The organism is Nocardia asteroides (assembly GCA_019930625.1).
GTDB lineage: Bacteria > Actinomycetota > Actinomycetes > Mycobacteriales > Mycobacteriaceae > Nocardia > Nocardia sputi.
Window position 1 is genome coordinate 2,743,953 of sequence record CP082844.1, and the last position, 16,285, is coordinate 2,760,237.

The following is a 16,285-nucleotide window of genomic DNA, read 5'->3' on the forward strand; positions in this document are numbered from 1 at the left end:
GCCATCACATCCGGAAAACGCCGTAGGAGACCGGTTCGAGCGGGGCTTGCGCACATACCGAAAGAGCCAGTCCCAAAACGGTTCTGGTGTCTGCCGGATCTATGACGCCGTCGTCCCACAACCGGGCGGTCGAGTAGTAGGGGTTGCCCTGGCTTTCGTACTGTTCCCGGATCGAGGCCTTGAACGCCTCCTCGGCTGCGACTGATCCCTCCCTACTCCCGCCCGGGCCTGACCAAGGCTGCCCGCTGCTGTCGAGCTGGTCGCCGCGCACCGTCGACAGCACCGACGCCGCCTGCTCGCCGCCCATCACCGAGATCCGGGCGTTCGGCCACATCCACAGAAACCGCGGGGAATACGCGCGCCCGCACATCGAATAGTTGCCCGCGCCGTAGGAGCCGCCAATCACCACGGTGAGCTTCGGCACGCGCGCGCAGGCCACCGCGGTGACCATCTTCGCGCCGTGCTTGGCGATACCGCCCGCCTCGTAGTCGCGGCCGACCATGAAGCCGGTGATGTTCTGCAGGAACAGCAGCGGGATGCTGCGTTTGTCGCACAGCTCGATGAAATGGGCGCCCTTCATGGCGGATTCGCTGAACAGCACGCCGTTGTTCGCGACGATGCCCACCGGATGCCCGTGGATGTGCGCGAATCCGGTGACCAGGGTCTTGCCGTATTCGGCCTTGAACTCGTGGAAGCCGCTCTCGCCGTCGGGAGTTCCGTCGACCAGGCGATGGATCACCTCACGCACGTCGTAGGGGGTGCGCAGGTCGACCGGCACCACGTCGTAGAGCTCCGACTGTGGCGCGGCGGGTGCGATGGTGGGCCGCACCTCCCACGGGACGGGCGTGCGCGGTGCGAGGGTGGCCACGATGCGGCGCACGATGCGCAGCGCGTCCTGGTCGTCCTCGGCGAGATGGTCGGTGACGCCGGAGGTGCGCGAGTGCAGCTCACCGCCGCCGAGCTCCTCGGCCGTGACCACCTCCCCGGTCGCGGCCTTCACCAGCGGCGGCCCACCGAGGAAGATGGTGCCCTGATTGCGCACGATCACGGCCTCGTCGCTCATCGCGGGCACGTAGGCGCCTCCGGCGGTGCAGGAGCCGAGTACCGCGGCGATCTGCGGAATTCCCTTGGCGCTCATGGTCGCCTGATTGAAGAAGATGCGCCCGAAATGCTCCCGGTCGGGGAAGACCTCGTCCTGGTGAGGCAGGTACGCACCGCCGGAGTCGACCAGATACACGCACGGCAACCGGTTCTGCAACGCGATCTCCTGCGCGCGCAGATGCTTCTTCACCGTCATGGGGTAATAGGTGCCGCCCTTGACCGTCGCGTCGTTGGCCACGATCACGCATTCGCGCCCGGACACCCGGCCGATCCCGGTGATGATCCCGGCGCCGGGGGACTCGTCGCCGTACATCCCGGTCGCGGCCAGCGGGGAGAGCTCGAGAAACGGGCTGCCCGGATCCAGCAGCCGGTCCACCCGCTGCCTGGGCAGCAGCTTGCCGCGCGCGACGTGGCGATCGCGCGCCTTCGCGGGCCCGCCGAGCGACGCGGCGGCCAGCCGGGCGCGCAGGTCGTCGACCAGCGCCGCGTGCGCGGCGCGATTGTCGACGGCCTCTTCGGTAACGGTCATCACGCCATCCTGTCGTCCAGTTAGTCGACGATAACTGGAATTCAGGTTAGTGTTGATTAACCGAGTTGTCCAGGTCGGTGGAAAGGAACGCGTGTGACCAGTGCCGAATCCGTCGCGCCCACTCGCCGTGAGCAACTGAAGGCGCAACGCAGGACGCAACTGCTGGAAGCCGGGGCGCGGTTGATCGCCGATCGCGGCTTCCTCGGCATGCGCTTGGACGACTTGGGGGCCGCTGTCGGCATCAGCGGTCCGGCGGTCTACCGGCACTTCCCGAACAAAGAAGCGCTGTTGGTCGAGTTGCTGGTCGGGGTGAGTCAGCGCCTGCTCGACGGCGGCAAGGCGGTGGTGGCGGGCACGAATTCCGCCGAGCAGGCGCTGGCCGGGCTGGTCGATCACCACTTGGACTTCGCGCTCGGCGAACCGGAGCTGATCCGCATCCAGGACCGGGACCTGGACAATGTGCCCGCCCCGGCCCGCCGCGAGATCCGCCGCACCCAGCGCCAGTACGTGGAGATCTGGGTGGGCGTGCTGCGCGAGCTGCATCCGGAACTACCCGAGGAGACGGCGCGGGTGCAGGCCCACGCCGTCTTCGGCCTGATCAACTCCACCCCGCACAGCGCGAGCGACGCGACCGCCGCCAGGGCCAGGCCGGTGCTGCGCAGGATGGCGCTGACGGCGCTGGGGTGAGCGCGCCCTCATCGCGCGCTCCACCCCCCGTCCATCGTGTATGCCGCGCCGGTGACCATGCCCGCCTCCGGCGACGCGAGCCAGCTCACCAGCGAGGCGACCTCCTCCGGCTCGACGAGGCGTTTGATCGCGCTCTCGGTGAGCAGGATCTTCTCCACCACCTCCTGTTCGGGCACGCCGTGCGCCTTGGCCTGGTCGGCGATCTGCTTGTCCACCAACGGTGTTCGCACATAGCCGGGGTTGACGCAGTTGCTCGTCACCCCGTGCGGTCCGCCCTCCAGTGCGGTGACCTTCGACAACCCCTCCAGCCCGTGTTTGGCCGTGACGTAGGCGACCTTGAATTCGGAGGCGCGCAGGCCGTGCACCGAGGAGATGTTGACGATTCGCCCCCAGCCCTGCCGGTACATGTGCGGCAGAGCGGCGCGCACCAGCAGGAACGGCGCCTCGACCATCAGCGTGAGCAGATCTCGGAAACGCTGCGGCGCGAAGTCTTCGATCGGGCTGATGTGCTGCACCCCGGCGTTGTTCACCAGGATGTCGATGTCGAGTTCCAGCTCCTCCAGCGACGTCACGTCGAGCAGATCGACCGCCCATGACTTGCCGCCGAGTTCCCCGGCCATCGCCTTCGCGCCGGCTTCGTCGACGTCGGCCACCGTCACCGTGGCTCCCCGCGCCGCGAGCGCACGGGCGCACGCCGCGCCGATACCGCTCGCGCCGCCGGTGACCAGAGCGCCGCGCCCCGTCAGATCACTCATCGCACGGTCACCTCGGTGCGCGCGCCCAGGCTCGCGGCGTCGGCGTGATCGATGCTCTCCAAGGACAGCCCCTTCGTCTCTTTCGCGACGAGCACGGCGATCGCGCTCACCGCCGCCGCGCCCGCCAGATACCAGGCGATCGGCACCGCGGAGTGGTAGGTGTTCAGCAGCCGGACGGCGATGATCGGCGCCAGCGAACCGGCCACGATCGAGGTCACCTGGTAGCCGAGGGACACACCGGAATAGCGCATCCGGGTGGGGAACATCTCGGCCATGATCGCGGGCTGCCCGGCGTACATGAAGGCGTGGAAGACCAGGCCGATGATGATGGCGGACATGATGACCACGTTGTGGCCGCTGTCCATCATGGGGAAGGCGAAGAAGCCCCAGGTGCCCGCGGTCAGCGCGCCGACCAGGTAGACCGGTTTGCGGCCGAAGCGGTCGGACAGCCGGCCCACCAGCGGAATCGTCACGAAGTGCACCGCGTGCGCGGCCAGCAGCCACCACAGGATCACCTCGGTGTCGGCGTGCACCTGCACCTTCAGATAGGTGATCGTGAACGTGACCACCAGGTAGTACATGACGTTCTCGCCGAAACGCAGTCCCATCGCGGTGAGTACGCCGCGCGGGTAGCGGCGCAGCACCTCGACCACGCTCAGCGACGTCGCCTTGATCTGCTCGGCTTCCTGCTGCGCCGCGACGAAGATCGGCGCGTCGGTGATCTTGGTGCGGATGTAGTAGCCGATCAGCACCACCACCGCCGACAACCAGAACGCCACTCGCCAGCCCCAGCCGAGGAACGACTCGTCCGACAACGTGGAGGTGAGGACCAACAGCACGACCGTCGCCAGCAGGTTGCCAGCAGGGACGCCCGCTTGTGGCCAGCTCGCCCAGAATCCCCGGCTGCGACTGGGACTGTGCTCGGCGACCAGCAGCACCGCGCCGCCCCATTCCCCGCCGACCGCGAAACCCTGGATGAAGCGCAGCGCCACCAGCAGCGCGGGCGCCCAGTAGCCGATCTGTCCGAAGGTGGGCAGGCAGCCCATCAGGAACGTCGCGCTGCCCACCAGGATCAGGCTGAATTGCAGCAGCTTCTTGCGGCCGTACTTGTCGCCGAAATGTCCGAAGACCACGCCGCCGAGCGGGCGCGCCGCGAAACCGACCGCGTAGGTCACGAACGCGGCGAGGATGGCGTCCAGATCGCTGGTGCCCTTGGCGAAGAACACCTTACTGAACACCAGCGTGGCGGCGGTGCCGTAGAGGAAGAACTCGTACCACTCCACGACCGTGCCCGCCATCGACGCGGCCACCACGCGGCGCAGGCCGCTGGTCGTGCCCTCCGCGTCCTTCGCCGGTGTCGCTCCGGCGCTGTGCTCCCTCATCGCACTTCTCCTTCGTGCCCGGGGCCACACGCCGGGTCTCGGTGTGATGGCCCCCACAATGCTTGGCTGCACAGAGTATTGGTGCAGACGAATCGCGCCGCAATGACCATTAATGCAGTTCGGTTCTGCAAAGATGCAGATACCTGCGGCTGCGGCAGCATTCAGGCTGAAGTCGGCAGGCGTTCACGGGCCCGGAACGGGCGCGAATTTCGGATGCGGCCCGGTGCGCGATCCGCTCGGCGGAGCCGGTGATCGGCTCAGGGCGAAGAGCTCTACGTGGTGACCCCGATCAGGTTCGTATCACGGTTCTCGATCTCTTCGGTCGTGTTCTGCGGGGCGGATGGGCGTACTCTGTGCAGGGCCGCGTAGCCCGCGGTCGCGAGGACCAGCGCGACGAATATGCCGAGATTGCTGCTGCCCAAGCCGCCGGCGCGGGCGGCTGGAGTGAACAGATATCCGAGCAGCGGGCCGATGTGCGGATCGGGCGAGGTGATCAAGCCGAACCCGACGAGGGTCGCGACGGTCAGGCAGCCGACCCCGGCACGGTTCACCCTGCCGTAAGCGCCGACCGGGCTGAACAGGGCCGTCCGGTCGTAGCCGATGTGGCGTCGCTGCCACAGGTCGACGACGAAGATTCCGGACCAGGCGGCCATCACCACCGCCGTCGTGGTCAGGAATGCCTGGAACGGGGCGAAGAAGCCCGGAGCGGCGAAGACGACATAGCCACCGGCGCCCGCGATCAGCACCGCGTCGATGAGCACGGTGTAGTGCCTCGGCATCCGCACGCCCAAGGTCTGCAACGCCAGGCCCGAGGAGTACAGGCCGATGATGGAGCCGGACACGAAACCCACCAACGCCAGGATCAGATACGGCACCAAGAACCAGGTGGGCAGATGGGCCGACAAGGCGCTGATCGGATCGGTCGCGGCTCTGGCCGCGACCTCCGGATCACCGGCAGCCAGCAGCGTCCCGAATCCCATCAACACGACGGCGGGCGCGGTGCCGCCGAAGGTGATCCATCCCACCAGCGCACCTCTACCGGTCTCGCGTGGCAGATAGCGGGTGTAGTCGGCCGCGCAGTTCACCCAGCTCAGGCCCAGCAGACTGGCGGTCAACATGATCCCGCCCGTGAACGCGCCGAAACTGGCCCGGCCGTGGGTCGCGAACGAGATCTCGGGCAGCGTCAGCACGCAGTAGACCACCGACAGCGCGGTGAATACCAGGGCGAACCACTTCTGGATCCGCAGGATCACGTGGCAGCCGTAGATGCCGACCACCGTGCTGGCCAGGACGACGAGGCAGAGTGTGACGACCATGAGCGGTCTGGTATCCATCTCCGGGTCGAGCCGATGGGCAACGGTGCGGGCCGCGAGGGTCGCCAGGACCGCCGAGAAGGTCTCCCACCCCACCAGCGCCAGATAACTGATCAAGGTCGGGACCTTGTTGCCGTGAAATCCGAATGCCGCGCGGCCGGCCACCATGGTCGCCGCCCCGCCTCGCTGCCCGGCCAGTGACACCAGAGCGAGCAGCAGGAACGACAGCACCGCACCGGCCGCCGCCGCCAGCGCCGCCAGGTGCCAGTCGAGGCCCAATGCCATGACATACGGACCGAACGACACCAGCAGCACGTTGCAACTGGTGCCCGCCCACGGCCAGAACTGCGCGCGCGGTTTACCTCGACGCTCCTCATCGGTGACCCATTCGGCGCCTTTGCGCTCGACGGACCATTCCGAAGTTTTCGCTGAAGCCGCTGGAGCTGTTGCCATGCCGAGATCCATTCGCCGAGGGCCGCGGCCGGCTGCGGGCACCGGGCCCCGACCATTACGTATACTTATCTATTGTGCCGTTGAATGATGGCTCATTGTATGGCGGTTTAGTGCTGAGCGGAACCATCGTTGATAGAGCAACTATTGAGGCGCAACGGATCTGACGCTCGGGGGAAGCAAGCGTTTTCGATCAGGTAGGCGTTATCGGAGCGCGGATTGCTCCTTCGGTCGCGTTCTGGGTGATGCGCCGCGGACTCCCTCACACCTGATCAACGACCCGTTATCGAACGGCGTATGGCCTGGTGACGCAGAACTTGCGGTGCTGCCCACGATCAGGTGTCGGTCCGGCCCAGAGCGGTCGGCCGCTTTCGAACAGTCGCCGGAGCGGCGGGCCGTTCCGTTCTGCGAAGATGCAGAGATGAGCCCGGCTTCCGCGGGGTCTGCCCGACGTCCCAGCGCCGACGACCTCCTCGTTCTGCTCGCGGTCGGACGGTCCGGCCGCTTCGTCACCGCGGCCGAGGAACTCGGCATCAACCACACCACGATCTCCCGCCGCATCGCGGCGCTGGAACACACCCTCGGCGGCCGGGTGCTCATCCGGGTGGCGGGTGGCTGGGAGCTGACCGATCTCGGCAAGGAGGCGCTCGCCGCCGCCGAGGCGGTGGAGTCGGCCGTGAAGTCCCTCGCGAGCGACGCGGGTGGGAACCGATCGCTGGAAGGCGTGGTCCGCATCTCGGCGACGGACGGCTTCAGCGCCTACATCGCCGCGCCGGCGGCCGCCGAAGTGCAGCGGCAGCACCCGAAGATCACGGTGGAGATCGTGGCGACCACCCGGCGCGCGTCGCAACAACGTTCGGGACTCGACCTCGAGATCGTCGTCGGCGAGCCGCAAGTGCACCGCGCCACCGCCACCCACCTGGCCGACTATTGCCTCGGCCTCTACGCCTCGCGCGATTACCTGCGCGACCACGGCACGCCCGCGACGATCGAGGACCTGGCCGAGCACCCGCTGGTGTACTTCATCGATTCCATGCTCCAAGTCGACGACCTCGACCTGGCCTCCAGCTTCGCGCCCGCAATGCGCGAATCCGTCACCTCCACCAATGTTTTCGTGCATGTGGAAGCCACACGCGCGGCAGCGGGCCTCGGCCTGCTGCCCTGCTTCATGGCCGATCGCCACGCGGATCTCGTTCGCGTGCTGGCCGATTCGGTGACGGTCACCCTCGGCTACTGGCTGGTCGCCCGCACCGAAACGCTCCGCCGCCCGGAAGTGGCCGCCGTCGTCACCGCGATCCGCGCCATGGTCGCCGACCAGCGCGACGTCCTTCTCGGACGCCTGGGCTGACTTCCGCCGGGCGAACATCGGCGGCCCGAGCTGCGGAGCACACAGGTTCACCTGCGCTCCTGGACGTTTTCGCCCGAGATCTGTTTGGCTGGTGGCTTCGACGGATTCAGGAGGTACACACCTATGGCGCTCATGCACTGGGGATTCATCTACACAGCGGCCGGCAGTGCCACGGGCGGCGATGTCAGCGTCGTCGACACCGGAAAGTGCCGCACTGTCCTCGTGGGGGTGGAGAAGCCCGAGGAAGGCATCGAGGTCGCGCGCCGCCTGGTGGACGAGGGTGTGCAATTGATCGAGCTGTGCGGAGGGTTCGGGCCCGTTTGGGCAGGGCGCGTCATCGAGGCGATCGACGGTGCGGTGCCCGTGGGCACGGTCGGCTACGGGCCTGAAGCAGTCGACCAGGTGCACGCCATCTTCTCCTGACCGTATGCCGCAAAGGCAGATCGCGTCTGTTGTTCTCCGAGTCAGGCCGTTCGGGCGAGGGTGTCGAATCGGTGGCGGAAGTGGTCTGCGTCGTCTCCCCGTGTGCGGGTGGCGGCTACGCGGACCGGGCGTAATTCGGCCAGAAGTCGTGGAGAGTTGACGGGGCCTTCCAGGAGAGCCAGGGCGGTGTGCGCTTCGGTGATCGCCGCGGTGGAGTCACCGAGCCCGGCGAGAGCGGCGGCGAAATAGGCGCGGTACGAGGCTTCGTCCCGTGGGAAATAACCCCCGTGGGCCACGCTCTGGCGGCACAGTTCGGCCGCCTGGCCGTGGTGCCCGAGCATCCGGAGTCCTCGCGCCTCATGGGCGTGCAACTCGGCCTCGTTCACGTGCTCCAACCATGCCGGGTCGTCCGGATTGTCGAGGCCGCGATCGGCCTCGCGCCACACTCGCGCCATCGCGCGATCGAACTCCTGCTGGTCACCGACGGCCGCGTACGCGGTTGCCTCCTCGGCGGCCTTCAGCGCGTTCATGCGAGCGGACGGTATGCCCCGGACGAGTTCTGTCGAACGCCGTGCGAGGCGCACGGGCTCGGCAAAAGAGGCGGGGGAGGACGCGGCGAGATTCGCGAGGTCTCCCAGGGCGGCGGCCAATAAGGCGTTGTCGCCGCACTGTTCGGCAAGCAGAACCGATTCCGTGAGTTGCCGCCAGGCAGTGCCAGGCCGATTGCTATCACGAGCCAGCCAAGCAACGGTATTCGACAGCCATCCGGTGGCACTCACCAATTCGGCCCCTAGGCGGTGGCCGTACGACCTGGAGTCCAGCAGCCGCCGTACCGAGGCGTATTGGCGCGCTGCGTAGTCGAATATGCCGCCGCCTCCGCGATGGTTGTCGTGCTCCCACAGCCGTTGTGTGAGCACCCGAATATAAGTGACATGCCCGGTGCCGACCCGAATCGGTTCAGCCGCCCTGGTCGGCGGTATGGAGACACCCGACACTGCAGTTATTGTCGCTGCCAGGCCGAATTGTCTGCGGTCCACGTCATCGACTCCTTCGCCACCCTCGTAGTCGATGGTCCCCGTATCGGGTGTCGCGAGCAAGAGGGGCAGCAGCGCGGAACGGGGAATCCCCAGCGCGTCGGCGGCGCGGACCAGTTCGCGGATGTCGAAGATGGTCCCCACTTCCCCGCGCTCCACGCGGCCCGCGTGGGTGCGGTCCCAGTGCAGGAGTGCGCCGAAGTCGGCTTGCGACAAGCCCATCTCTCTGCGGACGAGGGCGAGGGCTTGACCGGGCCGACCCTCGGCGAGCAACTTGCGGAATTGCGGCGACTTCCACACGCCGTCCATCTCGTTGTCGAACACTTTCGGCCCCCTGTCCCGAAACGCACTGTCGTGCGCGAACTTTAAGCACGAATTCGCAGGCCGCGGGCGGCAACCGCAGATTCCGCACACCCGGTGCCGTGCGCTTGACAGCGTCGCGATGTTCCGTCCGTTCCTCGAGGCTCGAGGTGCGCGCGCCGCCGGGGTGATGTCGTGTCGGTACGGCACTCCGGACGCGGTGAGCCGCGAGCGGTGGCGAAAGCCCCCGGCGGCGGGCGCACCCATCGAACGAGAGGTGATCATGAAGCCGAAAGTGGTCGGGTATCTGCGCCGCGACATCTCCGGGCGCCGCGCGCGCCGACACGAACTGGAGATCCGCGTGCTGGCGAAGTCGTCGGGGTTCGATCTGGCACGAACGCTGGTCGCAGGCCCCACCGCGCCCGCGTCGCTCGAGGCGCTGCTCACCGTGATCGGCCGCGTGGGCGCGATCGCGGTGATCACCCCGTCCCGGCACCATCTGGAAGACCGCGCGGACGCGCTCATGGCCGTGTGCGGGCTGATCACTCTGGACTCCAGGCACATTCCACCGCAGGGCGTGGGACGCCCCGCCGCACCATGGCCCCTCGGACCACGCTCGGGTGATCGAACGGACGCCTGAGGTGATCCATGCACACGAGTGTTCGGAGAGTGTCCGTTTCCACGGCCACCGTGGTACGTTTCCTTCGTTGAATGATCGTTCAATCAGTGGAGTGGGCGTGGGAAGTCGACGAGAACAGGCGGAGTGGCGGCGCGAGCGCTTGCTCGACGCGGCGTTGGAAGTGTTCGCCGACAAGGGGATCGATGGAGCTTCGGTCAAGGACATCGCGGCTTCCGCCGGGGTGGCGCCGGGCCTGCTGTACCACTATTTCGCGGGCAAAGAGGCGTTGGTGACCGCGTTGCTGCGGGAGCGCGGGTTCTCGCGGCAGTTGCGCGAATCGCTGGAACAGGCGAAGGACAGGCCGGCGGCCGAGGTCTTGCCCCGGGTCATGCGTGAGTTCGACGGCGTGCTGGCGGCCAATGCCAAGCTGATCAGGCTGTTTTTCGCCGCCGGGCATTCGCACGAGAACGTGCGGGCGGTGCTGGCGGAGTTCGTGGGGGAAGGTCAGGCCGTGATGGCCGAGTATCTGCGCTCACGCGTGGCCGCGGGGGAGCTGCGTGCCCATGACGCGCACACGACCGCGACCGCTCTGTTCGCGACGCTGGCTGTCGGGTGCAGCACCGGCATCCCGGTCGATGCCGCCGAGCTGGCCGGTCTCGTGCTGCACGGACTTGTTCGACGCGCGCCATCCGAAGAAGAGAAGATCGCCGGTGCATGACATGAAGGTGCGATGCTGCGTAGTGGGCGGCGGTCCCGCCGGGATGATGCTGGGCACGCTGCTGGCCCGGCAGGGCGTCGAGGTGGTCGTGCTGGAGAAACACGCGGACTTCCTGCGCGATTTCCGTGGCGACACCATCCATCCGTCCACTCAGGAACTCATTCACGAACTCGGCTGGCTGGACGAATTCCACCGCCTCCCGCACCGCACCATGGATCGCGTCACTGTCGCTGTCGGCGGCACGCCCGTGACATTCGCGGATTTCCGTAAGTTGCCGGTCCGCAGCCCGTACATCGCGTTCATGCCGCAATGGGAGTTCCTGAATTTCCTTGCGACCAAGGCTGTGGCTTTCCCGGGCTTCCAGCTCTGGCGGCGCGCCGAAGCAACCGATCTGCTCATCGAGAACGACCGTGTCGTCGGCGTGCGAGCGACCACCGACACCGGGAACTACGAAATCCGTGCCGATCTCGTCGTGGCCGCCGATGGCCGCCACTCGCGTATGCGCGAGGCAGCCGGTCTGCGGGCCGAGGTGAGCTCGCCACCGATGGACGTCTTGTGGTTTCGGCTGTCGCGGCGAGAGACGGACCGGGTCGAGTTCTTCCAAGGAGGTAAAGGGGCGCTGGTCGCCATCGACCGCGGTGACTACTGGCAGGTGGCGTACACCATCCCCACGAATACCTACGAAGCATTGCGCGCGCTCGGCATCGGGGAGCTACGCGACAGAATAAGCGCACTCGCTCCCGCGTTGCGCGACCGTGTTCACGAACTCGCGGGCTGGGACGACATCCATCAACTCACGGTACGGGTGGACCGGCTCGATAATTGGTATCGACCAGGTCTGCTCTGCATCGGCGACGCCGCGCACGCCATGTCACCGGCGGGCGGTGTCGGCATCAACCTGGCCATTCAGGATGCCGTCGCGGCCGCGAACATCCTCGGCCCGAAACTGCTGGCACACAGCTTGACCGACGCCGATCCGCCGCGCGTGCAGGCCCGTCGCCAACTGCCCGTCAAAGTGACCCAGCTGTTCCAGATGGTCATTCTGCGCGACCTCTATCCCAAGAACCTGCACGACAACACAGCCACCCACGTCCCCCCGATCTTCCGGCTTTTCCGGCGACTGCCCGCGCTGCGCCACGCGATGGGCCGCTTCATCGGGCTCGGCGTCCGGCCGGAACACATCCGGCCCTGACCTCTGAAACGGCCTCTCGGTGGACGAGCTCGGCTCCGCCTCCCAACCTTGTCTCTGCATCCCGCATGGGCGATCGGGACGCCGCATGGGGCCATTGCCGACGATCGGTGTTTCCGCCGCGCCCGATCGGTCAACAAATGACAGCGGGCTGTCGGGAAGCCGACGCTCACCACACATCAGATCGTTTGCCCGGCAATAAGAGTGCGCCGGGCGACGCGTGCAAGGAGGAATTGAGTGCGATCCATCCAAGCGGGAGCCCTCGTCATGGCGCTGGCCGCCGCGACCGTGATCGGAGCGAGTTCGGCGCAGGCCGAGGAGACCCTGCCCGGTGCGCCGAAGGACGAGATCATCTCGGTCGACATCAACCTGCTCGGCTGCTCCCTCGGAGCAGGCCTCGGCCTCGATCTCCTGCTCGCGCTCACCGCGGGCAACGGTTCCAGCGCGACCGTCGGCTCCGGCTTGGCCACCCGCCTGCGTGCCGCGGGCTGCCTGCCGTGGCAGCGCTGAGCACGCGGCGCATCGGGTGAGTGCGATGAGATAGATGAGATAGCGGGCTGGATGAGCCTGCGCGACCTCATCACGAGAAACCGACTGTTCGGTAGTAAGTTGCCTCGTGAGACGTCGACATCTGGTCCGGGAGCTTTCGCCGGTCGGATGCCGGACCGCTGCCGGGCGGTTCGTCGCAGGTGAGGTGAGGGTTCATGGCTGAGTGCACGCCGACTTCGGTCGCGATCTACGACGTCGGTTATTCGCAAGCGCGCCGAGTGGCCGAATTCAGGTTGGATCCCGGCGGTGGCGTGACGCTCACCGTGACCGATCGCGACGGATGCCTGATGGCGGAAAGGCTGTACGAGCGCGGTATCGAGGTTTTCGACCCGCCCGCGCGAATCATGCCGGACGAAGGCGCCCCTTTCCTCCGTGCGCTGCTCCAGTGGCGTGCGATGAGCTATTACCGCGTCGTCGATGAAAGCCCGAACGAGCCGAACCGGGCCGCCGTCCGCACCCCTTGGTCGGCGGTCCCGGCATCGGGTTCGGATGGCGCGTCGGCGCCGCCCTCTCGGTGAGAGACGCTGTCACCCCACTTCTTCGCAACATCACCCGGCGCTTGACCAAAACCCTCGATCTCGGGACGCGGACGGCCGCAGGCACCTACCGGCGCACCAGCAGCACGCTCGACAGCGGCGCTCGCGCGTTCCGGGATGCCGACGAGCGAGGGTCGCATCTGCTGGAAGAAGCGCGCACCCGGACACAGCCGCATCCGGCTCAGGCTTCCCGGGAGCGAACGTGGAATTACCAGGCCAGTGCCGCCGAATCCGCCATGCGGGCGCGCCGCCTGATCGACGATGTCGAGTTCGACGGCGACATGCGGGAAGCCGTGGCGAGAAGCTCCACCACGGTGCGGAAGATGCGTTCCGACGACGGCGAATTGAACATCTACAAGCCTATCCATGGTGAGGAATACGACCCCGGGTTGCCTTTCGTCCACGCCCCCGGGGCGCTGACGAGCCGGGAGATCGCGGCCTATCGGGTCGATGAACTACTCGGCTTCGGCAGGGTGCCGACGACAGCTCGGACGGACGGTGTGATCGGGCCCGACGGCAGGGCGTCCGGGCCCGGCATGATCCAGCGGTTCGTCGAGTCCGGCCCCGCGCGGACAGTGGCGGAGTATCCGAGAGCCCAGCAACAGCAGGTCGCGGTACTCGATTACGTGATCGGTGCGCTCGATCGCCATCCCGGCAACTATCGCACCGTCGAACGCGACGGGCAGCTCGAGGTGGTCGCCATAGATCACGGTCGGTCGTTCCCCCTCTCGACTCGGCCGCTCGAGATCAATATCGATTCCGACTTCGTCACGGCGCAGAAAGGCCAGCGCCTCGATGATGATGTGCTGCGTGGGGTCCAAGGAGTGGACATGGACCGCTTTCGATCGGCGCTCGGCGACGCCGGTCTCCATGACAACGCCATCAACGGCGCGGTGGCACGGCTGGAGAAAATCCGGGAGCTCGGGATGATCCCGCCCGATGCCAGGGTGCTGCCACCTTGATCCACCAGGTCATCCGGCCTGTGGGTGCGGGCGCTGGTCGATCGTGTTCCGCGCCCGTGTCCACACTTCGTGAGCGTCGAACCGGGCGGCCCGCCACGAGTCGGTGGCAATTCGGACTCGGCCGCGCCACTTCCGCATGATGTCGGTGTGCACCGGCCATCGCACGAACCGCCGCATGTCCTGCTCGGTCGACCACACCGAAATCGAGCCGCCGCGCAACTCCGATGGCCGACCCCATAGCCACAGGCCGACCGCGCCGTGCATCACGGGCCAATTCCGGCCCAGCCGCATCCCCGTCTTGTAGATCTCCTGAACGTCTTCTTCGGTCGCGGCGAGGAAGTCGGTCACGCTGACGAATACCGGACCCGCGATGTCGTGGCGCGGCCCGGCTTGCCAGGGCATGAGCAGGGTGCCCTCGGAAAACGGTTGTTCGCCTGCGGTGCCGGGCTGGTCGGAGGGTCCTTGATCTCCATAATTAATAAGCATTTGCAGATGATATGCATATGCGTATGAATTGAGCAACCATCTGACGATGGTCGTGGGCCCTGTACTCCGTGTAGGCATCGAGTTGCCGCTGTGTTCGGAATCGGAGCCCGGTCGAGCAGAGGGGTGTCCGGCCGGTCGTCGTCTCGGCGGTTCGCCGCGTGATCTGTGGCCGATCGCGACCTAGGGTGAGCGGATGGCCTCTCTTTCGGATCCCGAAGTCCGCGAGTTCCTCACCCACGGCACTCGAACCGGCAAGGTGGCGTTCGTCGCCGCCGACGGCAGGCCGGTGGTGAGTCCGGTGTGGTTCATCCTCGAAGGGGACGAGCTGGTCTTCAACACCGGCAAGTCGACCGCGAAGGGCAAGGCGTTCGCCCGCGACGGGCGCATCGCGATTTGCGTCGACCTGGAGGAACCGCCCTACGCGTCGGTCCAGTTGCAGGGGTCGGTCACGCTCTCGGAGGACCTCGGCGAACTCCTGCGCACAGCCACCGCGATCGGCGGGCGTTATATGGGCGCGGACCGCGCCGAGGAATTCGGCAAGCGCAACGGCGTCCCCGGCGAACTCGTCGTCCGCCTCCGCCCCGACAAGGTGATCGCCCACTTCGACGCCACTGCCTGAGCGCCGGGTCCCCACCACCGCGAATCGTTGCCGCGGGGGTCGTGCGCCGCTCGGTCGGCCGATCGGTTCCGGCGGTCAATACACTCGCGCGCATGACCGTGCACTTCATCGGGGCCGGGCCGGGCGCGGCCGATCTGTTGACGGTGCGCGCGGTCGAGTTGCTCCGCGCGTCGCCGGTATGTCTGTATGCCGGGACCTACCTGGATCGCGACGTACTCGCCCACTGCGCGCCGGACGCCGAGCTGATCGATACCCAGCACTTGGACCTCGAGCAGATCACCGAGCATCTGGTGCGCGCCACCGCGGAAGGCAAGAACGTGGCTCGCCTGTGCTCGGGTGACCCGTCGCTGTACTCGGCGCTGACCGAGCAGACCCGCAGGCTCGACGCGCACGGTGTGCCGTGGGACGTCACGCCGGGCGTGCCCGCTTACGCCGCCGCGGCGGCCGTACTCGGCACGGAGTTGACGGTGCCTGAGTTGGCGCAGTCGGTCGTGCTGACCCGTACCCGGGCCCGCTCCACCGCGATGCCCGAGTCGGAAGCGCTGGCGAACTTCGCCGCCACCGGAGCCACCCTCGCGCTTCATCTGGCCATCACCCGCGTCCGCGCCCTGGCCGCCGAACTGGCCGCCGACTACGGCCCGGATTGCCCGGTCGCCGTCGTCTACCGCGCCAGCCGGCCCGAGCAACTGGTTCTGCGCGGCACCCTGGCCGACATCGCCGACCAGGTCGAAGCCGCCGGACTGCGGCAGGCGGCGGTGATCCTGGTGGGTCGCGCGCTCACGCCCGCGGTGTCGTGCGCGCAATCGCACCTCTACGACCCGTCGCGGGTTCGCGGCCCCGCGGGTGCGCAGCCTGAATGACAATGGCGCGGATCCACCGTGGGCGGGTAGGCGGCTGCCGTCTCTCGGCGCGGAAGTGTCGCCAATGGCGCAGGAGTGACCTGTGTGAGAACCGCAACATCTCTTGGCGAACTCTTCGCAACGCTACTGCCTGTGGTGATGCTTGATGGCTATGACCGATGGTTGGTTGGGTGCCGGAGGCGACGGTAGATTGATCCGGTGATTCGCAAAGAACGTCCCGGCGGAGCCGGTCGGTGGGTTCTGGGCACGGTCGGGCCCATGTAACAAAGTCGGCATGCTGGACAGATAGTTCAAATGAACATTTTTTGCCTGATTTGATGTGAGAACTCAGCCCGGAGACGCAGGCGCCACGCTTGGAAAGGTGCGCGTCCCCTCCGGGTGTGGTCGGGGAGCGCTTGCGTGGTGTTCCGGAAGCGAGGTTACGG

At 67.2% G+C, this 16,285-nt stretch carries 17 protein-coding genes; 11 read left to right on the plus strand and 6 right to left on the minus strand.

Annotated elements, in window-relative coordinates; genetic code table 11:
• Nucleotides 1–4 precede the first annotated feature (4 nt).
• Nucleotides 5–1,630 (minus strand): methylcrotonoyl-CoA carboxylase, encoded by a 1,626-nt coding sequence (locus K8O92_12520; GenBank protein ID UAK34586.1) that lies wholly within the window; start codon nt 1,628–1,630, stop codon nt 5–7.
• 93 nt (nt 1,631–1,723) lie between these two features.
• Here K8O92_12520 and K8O92_12525 point away from each other — a divergent pair, with 93 nt between their 5' ends.
• Nucleotides 1,724–2,317: a TetR/AcrR family transcriptional regulator gene (locus K8O92_12525; GenBank protein UAK34587.1), complete on the plus strand. Its 594-nt coding sequence runs from the start codon at nt 1,724–1,726 to the stop codon at nt 2,315–2,317.
• An 8-nt stretch (nt 2,318–2,325) separates the two neighbouring features.
• Here the strand turns inward: K8O92_12525 and K8O92_12530 are convergent, their stop codons facing one another.
• The 3 genes from K8O92_12530 to K8O92_12540 all read right to left on the minus strand — a co-directional run bounded on the left by K8O92_12530 (nt 2,326) and on the right by K8O92_12540 (nt 6,220).
• Entirely contained in the window at nt 2,326–3,072 is a 747-nt protein-coding gene (locus K8O92_12530) for a 3-hydroxybutyrate dehydrogenase (protein UAK34588.1), read from the minus strand.
• Nucleotides 3,069–4,454 carry an MHS family MFS transporter gene (locus tag K8O92_12535; GenBank protein UAK34589.1) on the minus strand — a complete coding sequence of 462 codons (1,386 nt, stop codon included), beginning with the start codon at nt 4,452–4,454 and terminating at the stop codon, nt 3,069–3,071. The genes K8O92_12530 and K8O92_12535 overlap by 4 nt, the downstream gene beginning before the upstream one ends.
• A gap of 272 nt (nt 4,455–4,726) precedes the next feature.
• The gene (locus K8O92_12540) at nt 4,727–6,220 is read right to left on the minus strand and encodes a cytosine permease (protein UAK34590.1); all 1,494 of its coding nucleotides are present in this window, start codon (nt 6,218–6,220) and stop codon (nt 4,727–4,729) included.
• A gap of 418 nt (nt 6,221–6,638) precedes the next feature.
• Between K8O92_12540 and K8O92_12545 the strand changes: the two genes are divergently transcribed.
• Entirely contained in the window at nt 6,639–7,565 is a 927-nt protein-coding gene (locus K8O92_12545; protein ID UAK34591.1) for a LysR family transcriptional regulator, read from the plus strand.
• Nucleotides 7,566–7,688: 123 nt separating this feature from the next.
• Nucleotides 7,689–7,988: a DUF6506 family protein gene (locus tag K8O92_12550; protein ID UAK34592.1), complete on the plus strand. Its 300-nt coding sequence runs from the start codon at nt 7,689–7,691 to the stop codon at nt 7,986–7,988.
• A 41-nt stretch (nt 7,989–8,029) separates the two neighbouring features.
• Here K8O92_12550 and K8O92_12555 read toward each other — a convergent pair whose 3' ends face one another.
• Complete coding sequence (locus tag K8O92_12555; GenBank protein ID UAK34593.1) at nt 8,030–9,346, minus strand: helix-turn-helix domain-containing protein; 1,317 nt, start codon at nt 9,344–9,346, stop codon at nt 8,030–8,032.
• 259 nt (nt 9,347–9,605) lie between these two features.
• On the opposite strand from K8O92_12555, the gene K8O92_12560 reads away from it, so the two are divergent.
• The 6 genes from K8O92_12560 to K8O92_12585 all read left to right on the plus strand — a co-directional run bounded on the left by K8O92_12560 (nt 9,606) and on the right by K8O92_12585 (nt 13,895).
• Nucleotides 9,606–9,962: a hypothetical protein gene (locus tag K8O92_12560; protein ID UAK34594.1), complete on the plus strand. Its 357-nt coding sequence runs from the start codon at nt 9,606–9,608 to the stop codon at nt 9,960–9,962.
• A 139-nt stretch (nt 9,963–10,101) separates the two neighbouring features.
• Nucleotides 10,102–10,659, plus strand: coding sequence for a TetR family transcriptional regulator (locus K8O92_12565; GenBank protein UAK34595.1), 558 nt, complete (start codon nt 10,102–10,104; stop codon nt 10,657–10,659).
• Nucleotides 10,577–11,851 (plus strand): FAD-dependent oxidoreductase, encoded by a 1,275-nt coding sequence (locus tag K8O92_12570; protein ID UAK34596.1) that lies wholly within the window; start codon nt 10,577–10,579, stop codon nt 11,849–11,851. Before K8O92_12565 ends, K8O92_12570 begins: the two co-directional genes overlap by 83 nt.
• A gap of 234 nt (nt 11,852–12,085) precedes the next feature.
• Nucleotides 12,086–12,358 (plus strand): hypothetical protein, encoded by a 273-nt coding sequence (locus K8O92_12575; protein ID UAK34597.1) that lies wholly within the window; start codon nt 12,086–12,088, stop codon nt 12,356–12,358.
• A gap of 194 nt (nt 12,359–12,552) precedes the next feature.
• Nucleotides 12,553–12,915, plus strand: a complete 363-nt coding sequence (locus K8O92_12580) for a hypothetical protein (protein UAK34598.1) — start codon at nt 12,553–12,555, stop codon at nt 12,913–12,915.
• Between the two features lie 41 nt (nt 12,916–12,956).
• Nucleotides 12,957–13,895, plus strand: a complete 939-nt coding sequence (locus tag K8O92_12585) for a hypothetical protein (GenBank protein UAK34599.1) — start codon at nt 12,957–12,959, stop codon at nt 13,893–13,895.
• 9 nt (nt 13,896–13,904) lie between these two features.
• On the opposite strand, the gene K8O92_12590 is transcribed toward K8O92_12585, so the two are convergent.
• The gene (locus K8O92_12590; GenBank protein UAK34600.1) at nt 13,905–14,381 is read right to left on the minus strand and encodes a hypothetical protein; all 477 of its coding nucleotides are present in this window, start codon (nt 14,379–14,381) and stop codon (nt 13,905–13,907) included.
• Nucleotides 14,382–14,574: 193 nt separating this feature from the next.
• On the opposite strand from K8O92_12590, the gene K8O92_12595 reads away from it, so the two are divergent.
• Together K8O92_12595 and cobM are read left to right on the plus strand one after the other, a co-directional pair.
• The gene (locus K8O92_12595; protein ID UAK34601.1) at nt 14,575–15,000 is read left to right on the plus strand and encodes a PPOX class F420-dependent oxidoreductase; all 426 of its coding nucleotides are present in this window, start codon (nt 14,575–14,577) and stop codon (nt 14,998–15,000) included.
• A gap of 92 nt (nt 15,001–15,092) precedes the next feature.
• Nucleotides 15,093–15,860 carry a precorrin-4 C(11)-methyltransferase gene (gene cobM / locus K8O92_12600; protein ID UAK34602.1) on the plus strand — a complete coding sequence of 256 codons (768 nt, stop codon included), beginning with the start codon at nt 15,093–15,095 and terminating at the stop codon, nt 15,858–15,860.
• Nucleotides 15,861–16,285 lie beyond the last annotated feature (425 nt).